Source organism: Carboxylicivirga caseinilyticus (genome assembly GCF_050589785.1).
Taxonomy (GTDB): Bacteria; Bacteroidota; Bacteroidia; order Bacteroidales; family Marinilabiliaceae; genus Carboxylicivirga; species Carboxylicivirga caseinilyticus.
In genome coordinates, this window is record NZ_JBNGOX010000021.1 from 68,534 (window position 1) to 89,705 (window position 21,172).

At 35.1% G+C, this 21,172-nt stretch carries 18 protein-coding genes and 1 rRNA gene; 12 read left to right on the forward strand and 7 right to left on the reverse strand.

Features of this window, described 5'->3' with window-relative positions:
- The first annotated feature begins 76 nt into the window (after positions 1-76).
- From ACRD62_RS12140 to ACRD62_RS12170, 7 genes are all read left to right on the forward strand, one after another.
- The gene (locus tag ACRD62_RS12140) at positions 77-1,252 is read left to right on the forward strand and encodes a THUMP domain-containing class I SAM-dependent RNA methyltransferase (RefSeq protein WP_430820383.1); all 1,176 of its coding nucleotides are present in this window, start codon (positions 77-79) and stop codon (positions 1,250-1,252) included.
- Between the two features lie 20 nt (positions 1,253-1,272).
- A complete protein-coding gene (locus ACRD62_RS12145; protein WP_430820384.1) occupies positions 1,273-2,226 on the forward strand; it encodes an NAD(P)H-dependent flavin oxidoreductase in 954 nt (317 codons plus the stop codon).
- The gene (locus ACRD62_RS12150) at positions 2,226-3,464 is read left to right on the forward strand and encodes a M16 family metallopeptidase (RefSeq protein WP_430820385.1); all 1,239 of its coding nucleotides are present in this window, start codon (positions 2,226-2,228) and stop codon (positions 3,462-3,464) included. The genes ACRD62_RS12145 and ACRD62_RS12150 overlap by 1 nt, the downstream gene beginning before the upstream one ends.
- A complete protein-coding gene (locus ACRD62_RS12155) occupies positions 3,464-4,747 on the forward strand; it encodes a M16 family metallopeptidase (RefSeq protein WP_430820386.1) in 1,284 nt (427 codons plus the stop codon). The genes ACRD62_RS12150 and ACRD62_RS12155 overlap by 1 nt, the downstream gene beginning before the upstream one ends.
- Before the next feature lie 162 nt (positions 4,748-4,909).
- On the forward strand, positions 4,910-7,126 hold the full coding sequence (locus ACRD62_RS12160) for a RelA/SpoT family protein (protein ID WP_430820387.1): 2,217 nt from the start codon (positions 4,910-4,912) through the stop codon (positions 7,124-7,126).
- 79 nt (positions 7,127-7,205) lie between these two features.
- Positions 7,206-7,667, forward strand: coding sequence for a Fur family transcriptional regulator (locus tag ACRD62_RS12165; RefSeq protein WP_321412622.1), 462 nt, complete (start codon positions 7,206-7,208; stop codon positions 7,665-7,667).
- Between the two features lie 191 nt (positions 7,668-7,858).
- The gene (locus ACRD62_RS12170) at positions 7,859-9,118 is read left to right on the forward strand and encodes an adenylosuccinate synthase (protein WP_430820388.1); all 1,260 of its coding nucleotides are present in this window, start codon (positions 7,859-7,861) and stop codon (positions 9,116-9,118) included.
- A gap of 49 nt (positions 9,119-9,167) precedes the next feature.
- Here the strand turns inward: ACRD62_RS12170 and ACRD62_RS12175 are convergent, their stop codons facing one another.
- Positions 9,168-9,680 carry a GNAT family N-acetyltransferase gene (locus ACRD62_RS12175; RefSeq protein WP_430820389.1) on the reverse strand — a complete coding sequence of 171 codons (513 nt, stop codon included), beginning with the start codon at positions 9,678-9,680 and terminating at the stop codon, positions 9,168-9,170.
- 58 nt (positions 9,681-9,738) lie between these two features.
- Between ACRD62_RS12175 and ACRD62_RS12180 the strand changes: the two genes are divergently transcribed.
- The 3 genes from ACRD62_RS12180 to ACRD62_RS12190 all read left to right on the forward strand — a co-directional run bounded on the left by ACRD62_RS12180 (position 9,739) and on the right by ACRD62_RS12190 (position 13,385).
- Positions 9,739-10,827 carry an alanine racemase gene (locus ACRD62_RS12180; RefSeq protein WP_430820390.1) on the forward strand — a complete coding sequence of 363 codons (1,089 nt, stop codon included), beginning with the start codon at positions 9,739-9,741 and terminating at the stop codon, positions 10,825-10,827.
- Positions 10,828-10,997: 170 nt separating this feature from the next.
- Positions 10,998-12,389, forward strand: a complete 1,392-nt coding sequence (locus ACRD62_RS12185) for a hypothetical protein (protein ID WP_430820391.1) — start codon at positions 10,998-11,000, stop codon at positions 12,387-12,389.
- A 12-nt stretch (positions 12,390-12,401) separates the two neighbouring features.
- Positions 12,402-13,385, forward strand: a complete 984-nt coding sequence (locus ACRD62_RS12190) for an LPP20 family lipoprotein (RefSeq protein WP_430820392.1) — start codon at positions 12,402-12,404, stop codon at positions 13,383-13,385.
- Between the two features lie 47 nt (positions 13,386-13,432).
- On the opposite strand, the gene nadC is transcribed toward ACRD62_RS12190, so the two are convergent.
- Together nadC and ACRD62_RS12200 are read right to left on the reverse strand one after the other, a co-directional pair.
- On the reverse strand, positions 13,433-14,275 hold the full coding sequence (gene nadC / locus ACRD62_RS12195; protein ID WP_430820393.1) for a carboxylating nicotinate-nucleotide diphosphorylase: 843 nt from the start codon (positions 14,273-14,275) through the stop codon (positions 13,433-13,435).
- Positions 14,268-14,672, reverse strand: coding sequence for a DUF4783 domain-containing protein (locus ACRD62_RS12200; RefSeq protein WP_430820394.1), 405 nt, complete (start codon positions 14,670-14,672; stop codon positions 14,268-14,270). Before ACRD62_RS12200 ends, nadC begins: the two co-directional genes overlap by 8 nt.
- Before the next feature lie 193 nt (positions 14,673-14,865).
- On the opposite strand from ACRD62_RS12200, the gene rlmH reads away from it, so the two are divergent.
- Both rlmH and ACRD62_RS12210 read left to right on the forward strand, forming a co-directional pair.
- A complete protein-coding gene (rlmH, locus tag ACRD62_RS12205) occupies positions 14,866-15,339 on the forward strand; it encodes a 23S rRNA (pseudouridine(1915)-N(3))-methyltransferase RlmH (protein ID WP_430820395.1) in 474 nt (157 codons plus the stop codon).
- Between the two features lie 89 nt (positions 15,340-15,428).
- The gene (locus tag ACRD62_RS12210; RefSeq protein WP_430820396.1) at positions 15,429-19,127 is read left to right on the forward strand and encodes a sensor histidine kinase; all 3,699 of its coding nucleotides are present in this window, start codon (positions 15,429-15,431) and stop codon (positions 19,125-19,127) included.
- On the opposite strand, the gene ACRD62_RS12215 is transcribed toward ACRD62_RS12210, so the two are convergent.
- The 4 genes from ACRD62_RS12215 to rrf all read right to left on the reverse strand — a co-directional run.
- On the reverse strand, positions 19,115-19,489 hold the full coding sequence (locus ACRD62_RS12215) for an RDD family protein (protein ID WP_430820397.1): 375 nt from the start codon (positions 19,487-19,489) through the stop codon (positions 19,115-19,117). The genes ACRD62_RS12210 and ACRD62_RS12215 overlap by 13 nt on opposite strands.
- A gap of 22 nt (positions 19,490-19,511) precedes the next feature.
- Positions 19,512-20,090, reverse strand: coding sequence for a response regulator transcription factor (locus tag ACRD62_RS12220; RefSeq protein ID WP_430820398.1), 579 nt, complete (start codon positions 20,088-20,090; stop codon positions 19,512-19,514).
- A gap of 4 nt (positions 20,091-20,094) precedes the next feature.
- On the reverse strand, positions 20,095-20,835 hold the full coding sequence (locus ACRD62_RS12225; protein WP_430820399.1) for a hemerythrin domain-containing protein: 741 nt from the start codon (positions 20,833-20,835) through the stop codon (positions 20,095-20,097).
- Between the two features lie 247 nt (positions 20,836-21,082).
- Positions 21,083-21,172: ribosomal RNA gene (gene rrf / locus ACRD62_RS12230) — 5S ribosomal RNA — on the reverse strand; the annotation flags it as partial.

Sequence of the window (21,172 nt, forward strand, 5' to 3'; positions counted from 1 at the left end):
CTTTGCAACTTGTTTAATTAACGAGAAACAATCTGGGTGAATTAATTCACTACTACATTATTACTGATTTTAGAGCATGCAATTATTGATTAAAACCTTCCACGGATTGGAAGGTGTATTGGCCGAAGAGCTAAAAGGGTTAGGTGCATCAGATGTGAAAGAATTAAAACGAGCAGTATCGTGCACCGGGGATAAAGAACTAATGTATAAGGCCAATCTGCATTTACGCACAGCCCTACGTGTATTGGTTCCTATTGCGAACTTCACTGCTACATCAGAAGACGAATTATATAACGAAATCAAGAAACTGGATTGGTCAGAATACATGTCTACCAAATCAACTTTTGCAATTGATGCCGTTGCTTTTTCTGAGATCTTTAAACACTCCAAGTTTTTGGCACTTAAAACTAAAGATGCCATTGTTGATCAGTTTAGAGACAAGACAGGAATTCGCCCCTCTGTAAAAGTTGAAGATCCTGATTTACAAATCAACGTTCATGTTGCAAAAGATCAGTTCACAATTTCTCTTGACAGTTCGGGTGAATCATTACACCGCAGGGGTTATCGTGATCCAAACCATAAAGCACCTTTAAATGAGGTTTTGGCTGCCGGAATGCTAAAAATTGCAAAATGGCATAAAGAAATTCCATTGATCGATCCAATGTGTGGAACAGGTACTATTTTGATGGAAGCAGCTATGATGGCCTGTAATATGCCACCGGCTTTCAAAAGAAAGAAAATTGGCTTTATGAACTGGGCCGATTTTGATAAAATCCTTTGGAATAAAATATATACCGAAGCCGAGAACCAGATTCACTTTCCACGTGTTAAGATTGTAGGTGGAGATAATAATCCTCAGGCAGTAGATATCGCTAAGAAGACATCGCTTGATTTCCGTTTGAACCGCATGATAAGTATTGTTCGCTCTGATATGAAAGAACATATGCCTCATGCTCCACGAGGAATGATGATAACCAATCCTCCATATGGCGAACGCTTGAAAAAAGATGATCTGAACGGTTTTTATAAGTCAATTGGTAGTCACTTGAAAAAGAATTACCATAACTGGCAGGCCTGGATGATTACATCCAATACCGAAGCTCTGAAACATGTAGGTTTACGTCCGCAACACAAACACACTCTGTTTAACGGACCTTTGGAATGTAAGTTTGTTGGATACGACATGTTTGAAGGTGAAATGAAAGAATTTAAACAAAAAGTCAACCGAAGCAGAAAAACTGCTCAGAACTGAACCGAAGTAAGTCTTAATTTATGAACCGAGTTACAGAATTATTTAAAATTAAATATCCCGTTATTCAAGGTGGAATGGTATGGTGCAGTGGATGGAAACTGGCATCAGCAGTAAGCAACAACGGAGGCCTGGGTCTATTAGGTGCAGGATCGATGTATCCCGAAGTATTGCGTGAACACATCCAGAAAATGAAGAAAGCAACCACTAAGCCTTGGGGAGTAAATGTTCCATTATTATATCCTAACATTGATGAACTGATTCAGATTTTAATTGAAGAGAAAGTTCAGATTGTATTTACCTCAGCAGGTAATCCGGCAAAATGGACAGGCCTGCTGAAAGAAAACGGAATGACTGTGGTTCATGTAATTGCCAATGCCCGTTTTGCAAAAAAATGCGAAGAAGCAGGTGTAGATGCCATCGTTGCAGAAGGATTTGAAGCCGGTGGTCATAACGGACGTGAAGAAACGACAACTTTGACGCTGATCCCACATATTAGAAAAGTCACCAATCTGCCCTTAATTGCAGCAGGAGGTATTGGCAGTGGTAAAAGTATGTTTGCAGCCATGGCTCTGGGAGCCGATGGAGTTCAAATTGGTTCTTTATTTGCTGCTTCTGAAGAATCATCTGCTCATCAGGAATTTAAAAAATGTATTCTTGAAACCGGAGAAGGTGGTACTATGCTGTCTCTGAAAAAACTGGCACCTGTACGTTTGATTAAAAATGCATTTTTCGATCAGGTTTTCAAAGCTGAGCAAGAAGGCATGTCTACGCTTGACCTTCAAAAACTCTTAGGTAAAGGAAGAGCTAAAAAAGGAATTTTTGAGGGTGATATGATTGAAGGTGAGTTGGAAATCGGTCAGGTAGCAACATTGATTGATGAAATAAAACCTGTTTCAGACATCTTCAACGACTTACTAAACGAATACAAAGCTGTAAGGGAAGAAACAGCTCAAAATAACAGATTCGAATTTTAATGATAAACATTGAAAAACGAACACTGTCCAACGGATTAAGGGTAGTAGTTCATGTTGATCGCAGCACACCATTGGCTGCCATTAACATACTTTATAACGTAGGTGCCAAAAACGAGCATCCCGACAAAACAGGTTTTGCTCACCTATTTGAACATCTTATGTTCGGTGGCAGTAAAAACATCCCTTCATACGATGCACCTTTGCAACGTGTAGGTGGCGATAACAATGCCTGGACTAACAACGATGTTACCAATTACTACCTCACTCTTCCGGCAGAGAATTTAGAAACCGGATTCTGGCTTGAATCAGACAGAATGCTGGAACTTGACTTTTCAGAAAAGAGTCTTGAGGTTCAGCGGAAAGTAGTGATCGAAGAATATAAACAACGCTACCTGAACCAGCCTTATGGTGATATTCCATTGTTGGTTGGCCCTATGGCATATAAAGTTCATCCATATCAATGGCCTACCATCGGAAAAGATATTTCGCACATCGAAAATGCCACACTGGACGATGTAAAACACTTTTTCTTTAGCCATTACGCTCCCAACAATGCGATAATGGTGGTAAGTGGGAATGTTGATCCGGATAATGTATTTAAACTGGCCGACAAATGGTTTGGTGATATTCCAAACAGAAATATTGATCACAAGATAATTCCTGTTGAACCGGAACAAACTGAAGAACGAAAAGTAGAGGTAGAGCGGAATGTACCAGCCAGCTTGATTCATATGGTTTTTCATATTGGCAGCCGGACTGATGAGAATTTCTACACTACAGATCTTCTTTCTGATGTATTATCTAACGGACCATCTTCACGCTTAACGCAGAGCCTGATCAAAGATCAGCAATTATTCAGCGATATTAATGCATATATTTCGGGAGATCATCATCCGGGATTATTCACTGTGACCGGACGATTACTTCCTACAACCACAATGGATCAGGCGGAAGCAGCCATTCATAGAGAACTGAACAAAATCAGTTCTACGAAAGTTTCTGACTACGAACTACAGAAAGTGAAAAACAAGATTGAATCAACATTAGTATTTTCAGAAATAAACTTTTTGAATAAGGCTATGAATCTTGCTCAATTTGAACTTTTAGGTAAGGCTGAGAACATCAATAACGAAGTTGAAAAATATCGTTCTGTAACGGCTGATGGCTTGCTTGAAACAGCCCAAAAAACCTTTAAGGTAACGAATCGTTCCACCCTGTATTATAACTCAAAAGGATAATGCAAAACCAATTATATCGAAATACCGCTCCTGAATTTAAGACCGTATCAAGCTTTAATCTTTTACCGATTCAGAAATTTGAGTTGGATAATGGAATAAAAGTACATCTGTTAGAAGCCGGTTCACAGGAAGTGGCAAAAATTGATTTTCTTTTTCCGGCAGGATCAATACAGGCAGCCAAACCTTTGCTGGCATCCATTACCAGTAAGGCGATGATTGAAGGCAGTGAAAAATACAGCGCTGCTGAGATTGCTGAAAAAATTGATTTCTACGGGGCTTATTTAGGGCAACAAACCGTATTTCATCAGTCTGTAATTACGCTTGTCAGCTTAAGACATTTTTTACCTGAAACTTTGGAAATTCTTGAAGATATAATCAAGCATCCTACTTTTGAACAGAAAGAAATCGACACCATACTGGGACGCCGAAAACAGAAGTTTTTAATAGAGAGTGATAAAGTTAAAACACTTGCCACAAGAGCATTTACGCAGAACTTATATGGCAAAGAACATCCTTATGGTAACTATGTTGAACTTAGTGACTTTGAAAAGATAACTCGCAACGATATTGTAGATTTTCATAAAAAAGCCTACATTCCTGCAGGTACACAGATTATCATATCTGGTCAGCCGGGAAACAACATAAAGGATCTATTAAATAAACATTTCGGGCAGTTGTGGAACTCCAATACTCCTTTGAGCGACTGGAAGCCTGAAATCAACAAAGAACTAAATAGCGAAATTTTTGTACCTAAAACAGACACACTGCAGTCGGCTTTAAAAATTGGTCGTCCACTATTCAACAAACTTCACCCCGATTTTCATGGGATGCAGATTTTAAATACTATACTGGGAGGTTATTTTGGATCGCGCCTAATGACCAATATTCGTGAAGAAAAAGGACTTACCTATGGTATCTCTTCTTTCATCATGACTTATAAACACACGGGCTTTATACTGGTAAGCACTGATGTAAAGGCAGAAAACAGAGAACTGGCAGTTAAAGAAGTATTTAACGAACTGAAAAGATTGAGAGAAGAGCCTATTTCGGAAGATGAATTAACCCTGGTTCGTAATTTTTTAAGCGGTGATATGATTCGTAATTTCGATGGCCCTTTTGCGACATCGGATAATTACAGAGGCCTGATCGATTTGGACATCTCAACTGAATATTTCCACGACTTTTTTAAAGTTTTAATGAACATCACAGCGAAAGACTTACAGGATTTAGCTCAAAAATATCTAAAAGAAGAGGACTTTATAACAGTGATTGCCGGTAAGTAAAAGATTCACATCAACATATAAACATCTGACATAATTGCGGTTATAAGCTTCAGTAAGATATTTAAACAATAAATTCTTTAATCATCCGCAATCAATACCTCGTAAGGATTGTTTCAATGATATGAAATAAGTATTTTAGTTCGCTTTAAACAAGACTTTTGAATGACAGAACGGGAAGAAGAAAAAATGATCAGGGATCAATTTGAAGCATTGATTGATGCTTGTCCCAAATGCCAGACCGAAGAAAACAGAAAACTGGTCACTAAGGCATTTGAACTGGCTCATCATGCTCATAAAGGAATGCGCCGTAAATCAGGCGAACCTTATATTCTTCATCCTCTCGAAGTTGCTCGAATTGCTGCCGAAGAAATTGGCTTAGGAACAAAGGGTGTTATTGCATCTCTTTTGCACGATGTTGTTGAAGATACTGATTACACAGTTGAGGACCTGCAAAATATGTTTGGCGAAAAGATTGCCTCAATTGTTTCAGGACTAACCAAGTTGGAAGAGGTTTTTGATCAAAGCTCATCTCTTCAGGCCGAGAATTTCAGGAAGCTATTGCTTACTATGATTGAAGATGTCCGTGTAATTCTGATTAAACTTGCTGACCGTCTTCACAATATGCGCACCTTAAATTCTATGCCCGAAAGGAAAAGACTTAAGATTGCCGGTGAAACAATTTACTTTTATGCTCCTCTTGCCCATCGACTCGGTTTATATGCTATAAAATCTGAGCTAGAAGATCTTAGTTTAAAATATGAACTTCCTAAAGTATTTAATGAATTAAGTACCAAAGTAAAGGAAAGCGAAGAAAAGCACGAAGAGTTTATCAATAGCTTTAAAGCACCTATTGAACAACGACTTGCGGGTGAAGGCTACGAATTTGAAGTATTTGGCCGTCATAAATCAATCTATTCCATCTGGAGTAAGATGCAGAAAAAAGATCTTCCTTTCGAAGAAATATATGATATTCTTGCCATAAGAGTCATTTTCAAACCCAAAAGTCACTTACCTGAAAAAACACAATGTTGGGCCATCTATTCGATGATAACCGACATTTATAAACCCAAACCAGACCGTTTACGCGACTGGGTTTCCACACCAAAAGCTAACGGATACGAGGCTCTTCACAGCACCGTTATGGGGCCAAACGGTAAGTGGGTAGAAATACAGATCAGAACTACCCGAATGGACGAAATCGCAGAAAGAGGATTTGCTGCCCATTGGAAATATAAAGCACAAAAAGAAAAAGAATCAGAGCTGGATAGATGGCTTAACATGGTAAAAGAGCTGCTAGAAAATCAGGAATCTGATTCGATGGAGTTTTTAGATGACTTCAAACTGAACCTTTTTGCATCAGAAATGATGATTTTTACTCCTAAAGGTGATGTAAAAGTATTACCAACAGGAGCCACAGCTCTCGATTTCGCTTTCGACATACATACCGACATTGGATATAAGTGTATTGGTGCCAAGGTTAATTTTAAGCTGGTTCCATTAAGTCATCAATTAAAAAGTGGCGATCAGGTTGAGATAATTACTTCTGAAAAACAACAACCTAAATACGACTGGCTTAATTTCGTGACTACAGCCAGAGCCAAAGCCCGTATAAAGGATGCGTTCAAAGAAGAACGTAAAGAGCTGATCGTTAAAGGTGAGCAAATACTGGAAAAAGCACTTAACAAGAAAAAACTAACTATCAATTCCCGTATCCTTCGAAAAATTATGAATCATCATAATATTTCGAAACGCGACGAACTGTATTTTAAAATTGGTAGAGGTTCGCTTAAACTGGATGATCTTCATAAGGTTTTAAGTACCAAATCAAGCAATAAATGGATTCGTTATTGGAAACTTTCATTTGGTAAAAACTCAGGTAAAGATGACCTGGAAGAAGAACAGGTTGAGGTTCCAAAGAAAAAAGAGCTTGTTCTTTCTGATGCAGATGAAAAAGACCAGTTTACTATTTCTGAATGTTGTAATCCAATACCCGGAGATGACATTCTTGCCTATGTTGATGAAGATGAAAAACTGATTCTTCATAGTCGCAAATGCCCCATTGCTATTAAACTGATGTCAAGCCAGGGAGATCGTATAGTATCCGCACAATGGGAATCTCATAAAATATTGTCTTATCTGGCATTAATTCATTTATCAGGAATAGACCAGATTGGTATCGTTAACAAGATTACAAAGGTGATTTCCGAAGATCAGAATGTAAATATGCGATCCATCAATATCGAAAGTCACGATGGTATTTTTGAAGGAAGCATCTATTTATACATCCACAACACCGAGGATTTAAATAACCTGATCCTTAACCTCATGAAAATAAAAGGTGTTCACAACGTTTCTCGCCAGGAAAGAATTAAATCATGATTTTTATTTAATCTAAACAAGAGTTTCAATTTAATTAGTTTTTATATACTTTTAAGCACTATTTTAATTGAGACTGCATATGAATAATGTAGAAAACAAAGATGTAGTAAAGCAGATTTTCACTGAATATCTTCAGCGAAACGGGCACAGAAAAACACCCGAGAGATATGCGATACTTGATGAGATTTATAGTCGTGAAGGCCACTTTGACATAGAATCTCTTTATATTTTTATGAAGAATAAAAATTACAGAGTAAGTCGTGCCACCTTATATAACACTATCGATTTGCTTTTGGATTGTAAATTGGTTATTAAACATCAGTTTGGTAAAAACATTGCTCAATTCGAAAAAGCGTTTGAATCTAAACAACACGACCATTTGATTTGCACCAAATGTGGTAAAGTAATTGAGTTCTGTGATCCTAATATCCAGAATGTACTAAATAATGCTGCCGGTTTTAACGAATTCAGAGTTTCGCATCATTCATTATATGTTTACGGAACCTGCAAATCCTGCGCTGAAAAGGAAGTTAAAGATTAACTGAATTTTATTTTAAAAATAAGACCTAAAAAAGAATAGCTTTTAAGGGATTATCCTTAATTTTACCCATCGGAATTTCGGGACAACCGGGAATCCGATTTTTTATTGTTTAAAACGAAGAGAATACCTACAACAACTCTACGTAGTTTAAAAATTAAGGCCTGTTGGCCAATGACTTAAAAGCACAAAAAATGAAGGTTGATGTTTTACTTGGACTTCAATGGGGAGACGAAGGAAAAGGAAAAGTAGTTGATGTACTTACTCCTAAATACGATGTCATTACCCGTTTCCAGGGCGGACCAAACGCTGGTCACACCCTTGAGTTTGACAATTTCAAACATGTATTGCACAATATTCCCTCAGGAATATTCCATGCCAGTAAAGTAAACATCATTGGAAATGGAGTAGTGTTGGATCCAATTACTTTCAAAAAAGAAATTGATTCATTAAAAGAAAAAGGCTACGACATCACTGATAATCTATATATCTCAAAAAAAGCTCACCTGATTTTACCAACTCACCGTATTCTTGATGCAGCTTCTGAAGCTTCAAAAGGAAAAACCAAAATTGGTTCTACCCTTAAAGGAATCGGCCCTACTTATATGGATAAAACCGGTAGAAACGGTTTAAGAGTTGGTGATGTATTGCATAATTTCGATGAAAAATATGCTGCATTAAAAGATAAGCATGAGAAGATGCTTACCATGTATGATTTTGAATACAGCATTGAAGAATTTGAGGCAGGATTAGCTGAAGGTATTGAGTTATTGAGAAGCTGTAAATTAATTGACAGTGAACACGAAATCAATAAATACATCAAAGAAGGTAAAAGCATCTTGGCAGAAGGAGCACAAGGTACTCTTTTAGACATTGATTTTGGTTCTTATCCATTTGTAACATCATCGAATACTATTTGTGCTGGCGCATGTACCGGTATGGGTGTTGCACCTAATAAAATTGGTGAAGTATACGGTATTTTCAAAGCATACTGTACTCGTGTCGGTAGTGGTCCATTCCCTACTGAACTTTTTGATGCTGATGGTGAAGAAATGCGTTCAGCAGGTAATGAGTTTGGTTCTACAACAGGTCGTCCACGTCGTTGTGGCTGGATTGACTTAGTTGCTTTAAAATATGCTGTAATGATCAATGGAGTTACTCAGTTGATTATGATGAAAGGTGACGTACTTAGTGGTTTCGATACCATTAAGGTTGGTACCGGATATAAAATCAATGGTGTTGTTACTGATGAGTTTCCATTTGAATTACCTGAAAATGTAGAGGTTGTTTACGAAGAACTACCTGGTTGGAAAACCGACTTAACAGGTATTAAAGCTGAAGCTGATTTTCCTAAAGAATTGTCAGACTATATTGCTTATTTAGAAGCCAAACTTGAAGTGCCAATTAAAATTGTATCTGTTGGTCCTGACAGAGAACAAACGATTGTTAGATAATAACAACAATTTCATATCACAAAGCCAGGTAAGTAATTATCTGGCTTTTTCATTTCTCATCATTCGTAATTGAATACCGGGCAACCAGAACCGGCTCTTTAAAATGTAAAACCTCTTTTCTTTCATAAGAAAATAAATCCTCCTCCTTAACAATTTCAAATCCCATTTTCTCAAACAGATCAATTGATGCCTTGTTATGTATTCTAATTATTGCAATAACTGAATTATATTTTTCCTTTCGTAGAAATTTAATAGCCGATATGATTAATTTTTCAGCAATATGCCTTCTCCTGTAAATTGATTTAACAAACACATCATAAATTAAACAGTATTGAAAGTCTGCTTCCTGAAAGATCCCTATCATCACACTAAGGTTTCCCATCGGTTTTTTAGATGAAGTTAAAGGGGTAAATATTCGGGAAGGAACCCGAATATTCCGATACTTGTACTCGCCCAATTCTGATTTGATAAGTACTTTCTTATTTGCCTTATTACTAATACGGTAATAAAAGTAAATAGTACTAAGTATAGCTGTTTTAATAAATGAATAAAACTTTGTCATACAATAAAAGTAATTCATCTCCTATGTAAAACCTATATTTGTTAAAAAATTTCACCCCATGATTACTCGTCCAACACTTTTACTTGATAAGGGTAAATGTATTGCCAACATAGAAAAAATGGTAAGAAAGGCTCAGGAAAACAACATTGTTTTTCGTCCTCATTTCAAAACTCATCAATCATCCGAAATTGGCGAATGGTTCAAACAATTGGATATTGAATGCATTACAGTTTCATCAGTAAAAATGGCCGAATATTTCGCTGCAAATGGGTGGAAAGATATTACAATTGCCTTTCCTTCCAACATTCTGGAATGGGAAAACATTAACCAGCTGGCAACCAAAATAAATATCAATCTGGTTGTTGAATCTATTGAAACAATTAAGTTTCTGGAAGAAAAAATTAATTCTCCCATCGGAATATACATTAAAGTTGATACAGGTTATGGTCGAACAGGTGTTAAAGCAGATGATTTTGTGACAATTAAACAATTATTAAATTCACTTAAGACCTGCAAAAACCTGATTTTTATTGGTTATTTATGCCATACCGGCCATACTTACAATACCAGATCCAAGAAAGAGATAGAAGCAATTAATAAATCTGCCAGCGAACAGTTACTGGCATTAAAAACATTTATGGCTTCTGATTTTCCTTTAGCTGAAATCTCATTTGGTGATACTCCCTCCTGCTCTGTCTTAAATGATTTTGGTGATTACAACGAAATACGACCGGGTAATTTTGTCTTTTATGATGAAACTCAATATAAAATCGGGTCATGTAATCGAAATGAAATTGCAGTTGCATTAGCTAGCCCTATTGTTGCCAAACATCCCGAAAGAAATGAAATAGTTGTTCATGGAGGAGCTGTGCACCTGTCGAAAGACACAATAAAGGATGAAAATGACAAAAACTATTATGGTATTGCTGTTGAGTTAAATAACAATGGTTGGGATACTGATAAAGTAGTAGGAACAGTCACAAAAATTTCTCAGGAACACGGCATTATTACGGTTGAAGATAGTGTGATGAATCGCATTAATGTAGGTGATCTTGTTGCAATTCTGCCTATTCACTCCTGCCTGACAGCTAATTTAATGAAAGAATATCTGACTACAGAAGGTAAAAAAATAACGATGATGCTTTAAAACTCTATTATCATTATCAAATCAATGGCACTAAAAAATTTAGTAATAGGTTCAAATTAATAGGTTTCAACTAATAAAACAGCTGATCATTTTGAAATCTAATTTAATCACATAAAAACGGAACACTTTTTGCTTTTTACCGTTGAACTAGACAATCTAAGAAAATAATCATGGGGAAATTACACTTTTTAATCTTAATCGTAAGTATCATCGCTTTTTCATCTTGTAAAAGCAAACGTTTAGTCAATCAAGCAACAAAATTTGATGACGCCGGATTATATATGGATGCGGCTAATCTTTATTATAGATCATTATCAGCCAATAACAGCAATATTGATGCTAAACTTGGACTTCAACGAACCGGTCAGTTAGTATATGAAGACAAAATAAAATCTTTTAAAACCCAATATAATAACGGCAACACCAAAGATGCTGTTTATGCTTATCTCGAAGCTGATAAATATTACAACATGATATCAGCCGTTGGTGTTAAATTAATTGGTCAGGAAGATCAAATTACCTATTACGAAGAGGTGAAAGATAAATACCTGAGTGAACTATATCAAAATGCCAGCCAGGCTCTAAGTCTGGAAGAATTCAATCAGTCGGAAAACCTGTTCAACGAAATATTAAGTATTGATTCGAATTATAAAGATGCAAAGAGTCAGTGGATCATTGCAAAATATGAACCTATTTACCGACACGGAAATACCTTGTATAACACTCAATTATTCAGAAGTGCCTATCATGATTTTGATTTAGTTAACAGAGGAACAAAAGGATACAAGAACAGTATTGAACTGCAACAAGCAGCTTTAGATAATGCTCGTATAACCATTGCCATTTTACCAATGCAGGTTTATTCGAAGAGTTATCAAACAAATGCAAATTTACTTTTGCAATCAGTTTTTAATGGCATTCAGAATATTCAATCTCCTTTCTACCAGGTTATCGATTCTAAAAGTATACTATCCATTAGAAATTGGGATCAGATAAAGGATGCAGACATGGCAATACAGCTGGCAAAGAAATGGGGACACCAATTTGAAGCTAAAAGTATTCTGGAAACCAATTTGATAAAATTCAATGAACGTCAAGGCAGATTATCAAAAGTTGAAAAGAAAGGTTACTTAAAAAGAACTGTGGAAGTCACTAATACCGCTACTCAACTTAAAGAGAAAAAGGTTATTTATGACAAAGTTCGTTATTTCGAATACAAGCAAAGTAATAGCCTCTTAATGGAGCTTAACTATTCTCTAACCAGAATTGACAAAGATGAATTAGGAGTATCAAATTCATTCTCAGCTAATTTGTCAGATGAAATAAATTATGCACAATTTGAAGGAGATTATAAAAACCTTGTTCCAGGTTATTGGAAGTCAATTTCTAGTGATTCTGATGCCGATAAGATTTACGATGATGGCAATTCAGTAAACAAATTACACGAATTGTTTAAAAATCGAAAGGAGCTTAAATCTATTTCCGATCTAAAAAAAGAAGCATTTGATGCTTGTACTTTACAAATCACAGAAGATATTAACAAGTATCAACCTGAAAACTAACCCTACACCAAAATGCGATTATTATACTTTCTTTTAATCATTGGTTTATTTACTGGCTGTCAATCAAAAAAGAAGCAGGCTGAAATTATTGAAATGTCTAAACCTGGTTGGCTAAAAAGTCGCCCTGTTTCAGAAAACTATTTTTATGGTATTGGAATTACCCCTAAAGTGGGAGGATCTCAATATTATACAAACAGAGCTAAAGATAAGGCATTGGCTGATCTGGCTCAACAGATTAACACCCGGGTTAAAAGTGAAACCAGTTTCATTAAAACTGAGAACAATCAAGGAGTATATGAATATATTCAAAGTAGAATAAACGCTACTTCCAATGAATTTTTAGAAGGTTATGAATTTGTTGATAGCTGGGAAGATGAATCTAATATGTATGCATTTTACCAATTATCAAAATCAGAGTTCTATACGCTAAAAGAAGAAAGAAAAAACAAAGCCATTGAACTTGCATGGTTAAAAATAGGTCAGGCAAACGAGCAGGAAAATAGCTACAACTACGTTGAAGCCATTGAACTTTTCGGATCGGCTATTGATGCATTAAGTGGATTTTTAAACGAGGAAACATCAAAAATATGCAATGGAGAAAAAATTGACCTCTATGAAACTTCCAAAAACGGTATCCTTGAAATCGTAAAGCTTCTTTCTATTAAATGTTCAGAAGTTGAATTAATCGGCCAAAAGGGTTCTGCTATCAATAGTGATGCTTATCTATCTGCCAATTTATTGGACAAAATAGTTACAGGCTTACCAATTAAATTCACATATTCGGGTGGTTACATTATAAATGAAACCATGGAAAGTGATAGTAACGGCAAGGTTCCTATTCCAACATTAAAATACAATAAAAAGGATACAGAAGTATTAACTGTAGAAGTTGACTTTGTCAATCTGGCCAGAAAGGTTAGCAAAAACCTGTTGGTTCGTCAGTTAATAGAAAATCAGAAAAAACAATCGTGCCTCATAGATATTCGATTTAAATAGAAAAAGGCTGTCAATTGGCAGCCTTTTTCATTATATCTATTTGAATACTAATAAGCTTTTAAACTTAAATCAAGACTCTTAATGTGATGGGTCAGTGCTCCTACTGAGATATAATCCACTCCACACTCTGCATAATCTCGCAGTGTATCCATTGTTATACCACCTGAAGATTCTGTTTCGAAACGTCCGGCAATCAATTCAACAGCCTTTCTTGTATTATCTATTGAAAAATTGTCCAGCATAATACGGTGTATACCACCAACACGAAGCACTTCATTTAATTCATCAAAATTACGTACTTCAACCTCAATCTTAAGATTTTTATTTTTTTCTTTAAGATAAATCTGAACTGCTTCAACAGCTTTTTCAATACCTCCGGCAAAATCAATATGATTATCTTTTAGCATAACCATATCATACAACCCCATGCGATGGTTAACACCACCTCCGATCCTGACAGCTTCTTTTTCTAAAATACGCATTCCCGGAGTGGTTTTACGGGTATCCAGAACACGGGTTTTAGTTCCTTCCAGACGTTTAACGTAATCATTTGTGCGTGTTGCTATGCCGCTCATTCGCTGCATAACATTCAAGACTATACGTTCCGCCTGTAAAAGCGACCAAACTTTACCTTCTGCATTCAATACGATATCTCCGGGCTGAATCAAGGATCCGTCTTCAATTAGTTTTTCTATCTTAATCTCGGGATCAATTTTATGAAATATGCTAATTCCGATTTCAACTCCGGCAAGAATTCCCTCTTCCTTAGCAAGCAATTTCATTCTTCCACTTGCCTCTTCTGGTATACATGAGCGTGACGAATGATCACCATCGCCAATATCCTCTTTAACAGCAAGATTTATAAAAGTTTCAATCAATTCATTATTCATCTTGTTTCTCAATTCTAAGTTGGTGAATCAATAATTTCGAATTCTGTACTTTAGTGAGAAATGTAAAACGAAAATGGTTATTTGATGAATCGTAATTACCTATGGCAAAAGAAGCATTTTCTTTTTTGCCTTCATGAATTATATTGAAGTGATCAACAGGATATTCATTAAAGAAATCCTTCATTACCATTTCCGCCTGATTTTTACTATACACCCCTGTTTTAGCTGGTAAAACAAGTTCAATATTTCCGTAAAAATTTTTGGATAATGATTCTGAATCGCCCTTTCGAATCGCATTAACCACATCTGTCGTAATCGCATTATTAGTTTGCGCACCAACATCAGCCATTACCATTAAAGCTGCAACCGAAAGGATAAGATAAGTAAGAATCTTCATATTATGACATTTGGTTTGTGTTCTTACAATCAAAAATCACGCCTTTTCTAACTTTTTCCCAACTAAAATCAAAATTACCCAATTGTTTTTTACGAACACTCACTAACTTTAGCAACAAAAGTATTGAAATAGCATTATTAACCACCAATTTTATTGTATTATTTTACAAGTCGACGGCTAAAACTGCATACGTATGAAAATAGAATTAGTTATGATAGGTAAGACAGATGAAAAATATCTAATCCAGGGAATTGAAAAATACCTGCAACGATTAAAGCACTACATTTCATTTAAAATGACCACCATACCTGATCTAAAAAATACAAAAAATCTTAGCGAGGACCAACAAAAGAAATTAGAAGGAGATCAAATATTATCACAACTTCAACCTGGCGATCAGCTGATTTTACTTGATGAAAACGGGAAAGAATTTAATTCAGTTGGATTCTCCGATTTTATAGAGAAAAAAATGATATCAGGATTAAAACGTTTAGTATTTGTTATTGGTGGTCCGTATGGTTTCTCTGACGAAGTATACAAAAAAGCAAATCAAAAAATTAGCATGTCGCAAATGACTTTTTCTCATCAAATGGTTCGATTATTTTTCACTGAACAGGTTTATAGGGCCATGACTATATTAAAAAATGAACCTTATCATCATCAATAATTCTGTTTTAAAGAGAAATAGCATAGTTTTTGCATACCTTTAAGTTTAATGATGAAAATTTACTTTAATCTAGTTTGATATCAAGCTATATGGCAAGACAAAAACCCCGAATCATCACCTATTTTATAATTGCTGTTTTACTCTTTACTATTGGTAAAGTCACTAATAATGTTTTTGATACAAAATATTCCATACATGAAGATGTTAAGTCTATTCAAAAATTAATACTACAGACTCAGCAATCACTAGAGAAAAACCTTATTACCCTTTCAAAAACAGACGTATCGGATAACAATAGAATTTGGGCATTGATGGATTCGCTATCCAATACAGATAATATTTATTATCTATTTCGAGATTCGGTTCCTATTGGATGGTCTTCATCAAGAATACCGATGAACGGATTCTACACGGAACCTGATCAGTTAAACATTAAAAAATTTGCAAACGGTTGGTATTTATCACAAAGTATACAATCGGGGGAATATGTATGGCTTGCGATCAATTGGATTAAAAAGGAATACAGCTACCAAAACAAATTTTTGTCCAATAGTTACTCCATTCATAACTCCCTCAATTTTGAACCTCGTATTACACTTGATAAATCTGAAAATGAAAATTTACAGATAAAAGATAAAAACGGTAATTATCTTTTCTCTTTGGTTTTTGATTCAAAGGATAAAAATCTACCAAAAATCAGTGTTTTTATTTTTCTTATTAATATCCTTTCATTGATACTTATTCTGGTTGGCACTGATAAACTCTTTAACCTATATAGCAATAACAAAAACAGTAATTACCTTTTTATACCAGCTCTTTTAATCCTGTTTTTAATATACCTTCTCTTTCAACATTACTGTATTCCCGATCCATTTTATCACACAACATTTTTCTCACCATCAACCTTTGCTGTTTCGAAGTGGCTGCCATCATTGGCTAATCTTGAAGTATTTGGTGCATTAATTCTATACTGGAGTTATTGGTTTTACAAATATTTCAAAAAACCGAGAGCCTTAGATCAATTGGAAAGCAATAGAAAAGCCTATTATTTAAGCATTCTTCTAAGTACCTTCTTCATTCTAAGCTATTTCCTCTTTATTAACGACCTGATTTATATGCTTGTACGCAACTCTTCTCAAGCATCTATATTCTTTAACATTGAGGACCTTAACGAAGTATTTGTATTCAAACTATTAATTCTTGCACAATTGTTTTTAGCTTTTGCTTTTGTCTTTGAGAAACTTGTGTCGGTTTATAAAAAGAACTTATCCTATGTTGGCTTTTTCCTGATTAGTTGCTTGAGCTACTTTATAATATGGTTATTGAGTAACATTCTTCATTATGATATTCATCCCAGTAGTCTGGCCTTCTTCCTTTTTTTGGGAGGTATCTTATTCACTACTAAAAGAAATATCCAAAATAAGTTGAATTATGGAACCTTTATTCTGATTGTTTTTCTTATATCAGGATTCAATATTTATCAGTTATATCACTATAACATTGTAAAAGAAGCTACAAACAGGGAATTATTAATTGAAAATTTATCATTTCAATTACTACGCGAAGCAGATCCGGTAGCTGAAATGTATTTATCAGATATCGAATCTAAACTGAAGAAGGATGAAACTCTAAAGGAATTACTTCATAAAAATCATATCAACGAAGATCTCATCTATGATCACTTAAAAAAGAATTATTTCCTTGGATACTGGCAGCGTTACGAAGTTCAGGTAACACCTTGCTGGCCGGGGCTGAATTTAATTATGGAGCATAACGATGAAACAGCCAATTGTTACAACTACTTTCAGGATGTATTAAATTCCTTCGGTGAATTAATACCCAATAGTAAGGTTTTCTATTATCTGGATAATGATAATGGACAAGTATCCTATTTTGGCCGAATGTGTTTCTTCGAAAATGATCCATCATACGAAACAACATTGTTCTTTGAAATTAATTCGAAACCTACCTTCTCAGGTCTTGGTTATCCTGAGTTGTTAACAACAGCACAGGAACAAATAAACTTAAGTAATCTAAGAAATTATTCATATGCCAATTACATTGATGGAAAACTTGTTAAACAAAGCGGAACATTTAACTACCCATCAAAAAATAGTAAATACATGGCAAATGAGGGTGAGAAAATATTTATGACGGAACAAAAGATGTCTCACTTAATTTACAGTCCAAATAAAAACACAACCATCGTTTTAAGTCGCCATCAGGTTCGTACATTTCATATAATGATGGCCTTTTCAACCTTCTTTATCTTATTCTTTGTATTGGCATCAACCATGCTACTTTTTACAAAGTTCAGGAAGAACAGGTACAAATTCTCCTTCTCGATACAGGAGCGTATTCAAATAACATTTGTTAGTCTCTTGGTAAAGATTTTGGTAATTATGGGTGTTAGCTCTGTTTACTACTCTGTTTATCAATTCAAACAAAAAAATAATCTAATGCTATCGCAACGCATTAGATCTGTGTTACAAGAGATGGAACAGAAAATCATCAATGAACCTGAATTAGATGAAGGACTTGAAGATTACCTGGAATATCTGCTTCAAAAATTCTCCAATGTTTTTTATAGTGATATTAACCTATATAAATTAGATGGTCGTTTACTGGCAACCTCACGCCCTGAGCTTTATGACAAAGGATTAACTGGACGAAAAATGGATCCTCATGCATATAAAAAGCTATTTGTTGATAATTATACCGAATATATTCACGAAGAAACCATCGGATCATTATCCTACACTTCGGCATATATTCCGATTTACAATTATGAAAATAAAGTATTAGCCTATTTGAATCTTCCCTACTTTGTTGGTAATAACGAGTTAAAAACTGAAATATCATCGCTGATTGTTGCTGTTGTGAATGCATATCTATTGTTTGTGCTATTTGCCATTGGACTGGCCGTAGTCATTTCGCGAAGAATCACTCATCCTTTGATTTTAATTCAGGATAGAATGGCGCAGATTAAATTGGGACAACAAAACAAAAAAATCGGTTACAAAGGGGAAGATGAGATCGGAAGTCTGGTTAAGGAATACAACCGGATGGTTGATGAATTATCAGAAAGTGCTGAGAAATTAGCCAAATCAGAAAGAGAATCAGCATGGCGTGAAATGGCCAAACAGATTGCTCATGAAATAAAGAATCCACTCACACCAATGAAACTAAGTGTTCAGTATCTTCTTAGGGCTTGGGATGAACAGCAGGATTTTGAATCATATCTTCACCGGGTTTCTAAAACATTAATTGAGCAGATTGATCAATTACATGTTATTGCAAACGAATTTTCGAATTTCGCGAAAATGCCACAAGCCAATCGCCAAAAAGTCAATGTGGCAGATAAATTAGAAAGTGCCCTTTCATTATTCGAAAAGACTGAAAAGGACATCCATTTTCAACTTAATATCGAAGGTGAGGATTTAACTATCTTTGCAGATAATGATCAATTAACGAGTGTCTTTAACAACCTGCTAAAAAATGCAGTGCAGGCAATTCCTAAAGGCAAAAAAGGCAATATCAATATTTCTGTATCGAAAAAAAGTACTAATGTTCATTTAACCTTTTCTGATAATGGCAGGGGAATGGATGATGAGACAAAGAACAAAATCTTCATGCCTAATTTTACAACTAAATCATCAGGTATGGGATTAGGTCTATCGATAGTTAAAAACATTGTAAAAAATAGTGGTGGAGAAATCTGGTTCGAAACAACACCCAATATTGGTACTACTTTTTATGTTGATTTTCCTCTTTATTATGGTTCCTGATCAACAGTAGAAATGACTTTCGTTTCAGACCACTTTTCACCTAAGCGTTGTTCAGCGAATAGGAACAATAGTATTTCGTAGAGGTTAAGAATAGGTATTAGAAAGATAATATTACGAATTAAGGCCTTCTCAGGATATTTTTCCACTGATTCATCATGTGGATTCTTAACCAATTTGATTTTAAATAAGCGACGGCCATAACTTTGTCCTTTTGTAAAAGGCATTGCATCCTTGAAAAGGAAATAAATAAGGCCAAATATCCACCCTATTCGCGGAAATAAGCTTATTCCAATGGCAATTATCAAGTCAATACCAAAAGCAAATAAGCGAGGGTAAAAATTAGCTGTTTTACCAAATTTCATACTTGAGTAATAAAAAAGCCTGTTACTTTATATCATTCATGTGTATAATGTTATTAATAATTGCGTAAACAGTCAAACCAGAAACGGTTTTAATGCCTAATTTACGTGTAATATTTTTTCGATGAGATATTACCGTATGAGTACTGATAAACTCCTTTTCAGCTATTTCTTTATTAGTCAACCCTAAAGCCACGCATTTTAAAATGGACTTTTCTCTTGGGCTTAAGTCTTCCGTTTGATCTTCTTCTTCCTTATTCTTTTTTACTTCAACAACCATTGATTGTAGTTTATCTACTATAGCAGCTTTAGGTTGTAATATCGAAAATTGATTGCCGGAAACATCTTCCGGTAAAGCTGAATACAATAAATATTGAATTATAGTATCCTTACTAATCAATTGTTTGAACTGATCATATTCATCAACATTAAAGATCGAGGCATTAATAAATATAATATCAAAATCTATATCCTTTAATAATACAAAACATTGTTTCGAATTATCAGTGATCTTAACCTGATGAACTTCTCTTAGTTGATTAAGCAACGATGCCAAAGCCGAAGTTACCAGAAAAGACTGATCCGCTATTAAAACAGTAACCATAACGCTAACCTCGGTTTTTTATAATATTATTGAGTAAATTCTCCATTTCCTGAACGCGGGGAAACAAAACACCTTCTTCCATATCTGCATGATCAAGCAAATCACTTTCTAATCGAAAGATATCATAGATAAGGTTATTATATTCACAATTTTCAACAGGAGGAGGAAGATATTTTAGAAGGATATTCTTTAAATCGAACAACTTCTCTTCAATATTATTATGATCCTCCAGATATCGTTGCATTGAGAATGGTTCTTCTCCCAAATTATCAAATTTACCTTGTTCAATCTCTGATACACGCTCTGATAGTTCAATTATATAAGGAAAAACATTTGCTTCTTCCTGTTGAATATGAAGTGTAAATTCTCTTATATATTCACGAAAAAAATTGAGCAAAAGCTCCATATTATTTTCGTTGGGATCTACCTGTTTTTCTAGATTGATTATTTGTCTTTCTATTTCAGGAATACGATAATCAATATAGCACTTATGAGCACTCTTCAGATAATCTATCAACCACGTTACAGGAAAATCTCTAAAATACTCAACTTTGAAATAATCCTTGTCATGAAACGCATTTGCCAGACTAAGAAAGAACTGCAAATCAACACCTCTATCCAAACATACTTCTTTAACCGATTTCTCACGAAATCCCAGGGGAATCCTTAATCGCTGAATAACTGCTAAAAGTTGAATGTCCTTCTGAACAACATCAACCATTTTCATCTCTCCGGTTATATGCATAGAATTATTTTTCCACGAAAATACTCTTTATTTAGAATTCTTACAAATAAGAAACCTTAATAAAACCATTAAACGCAAAAAACCCGTTGCTCTGATTGAACAACGGGTTTCTTCCAAAAAAGGGCGACCCACGATAGCCCACGATAGCTATCGTGGCGTGGCTACTCTCCCACTTCTACAGTGAGAGAAACCTAATTTCTTTTTACAAAAAAAGAGTAACTACTTTACAGTAATTACTCTTCTTAAAAAAGGGCGGCGACCTACTCTCCCACTTCTACGCAGTACCATCGGCGCTGCAGGGCTTAACTTCTCTGTTCGGAATGGGAAGAGGTGGGAC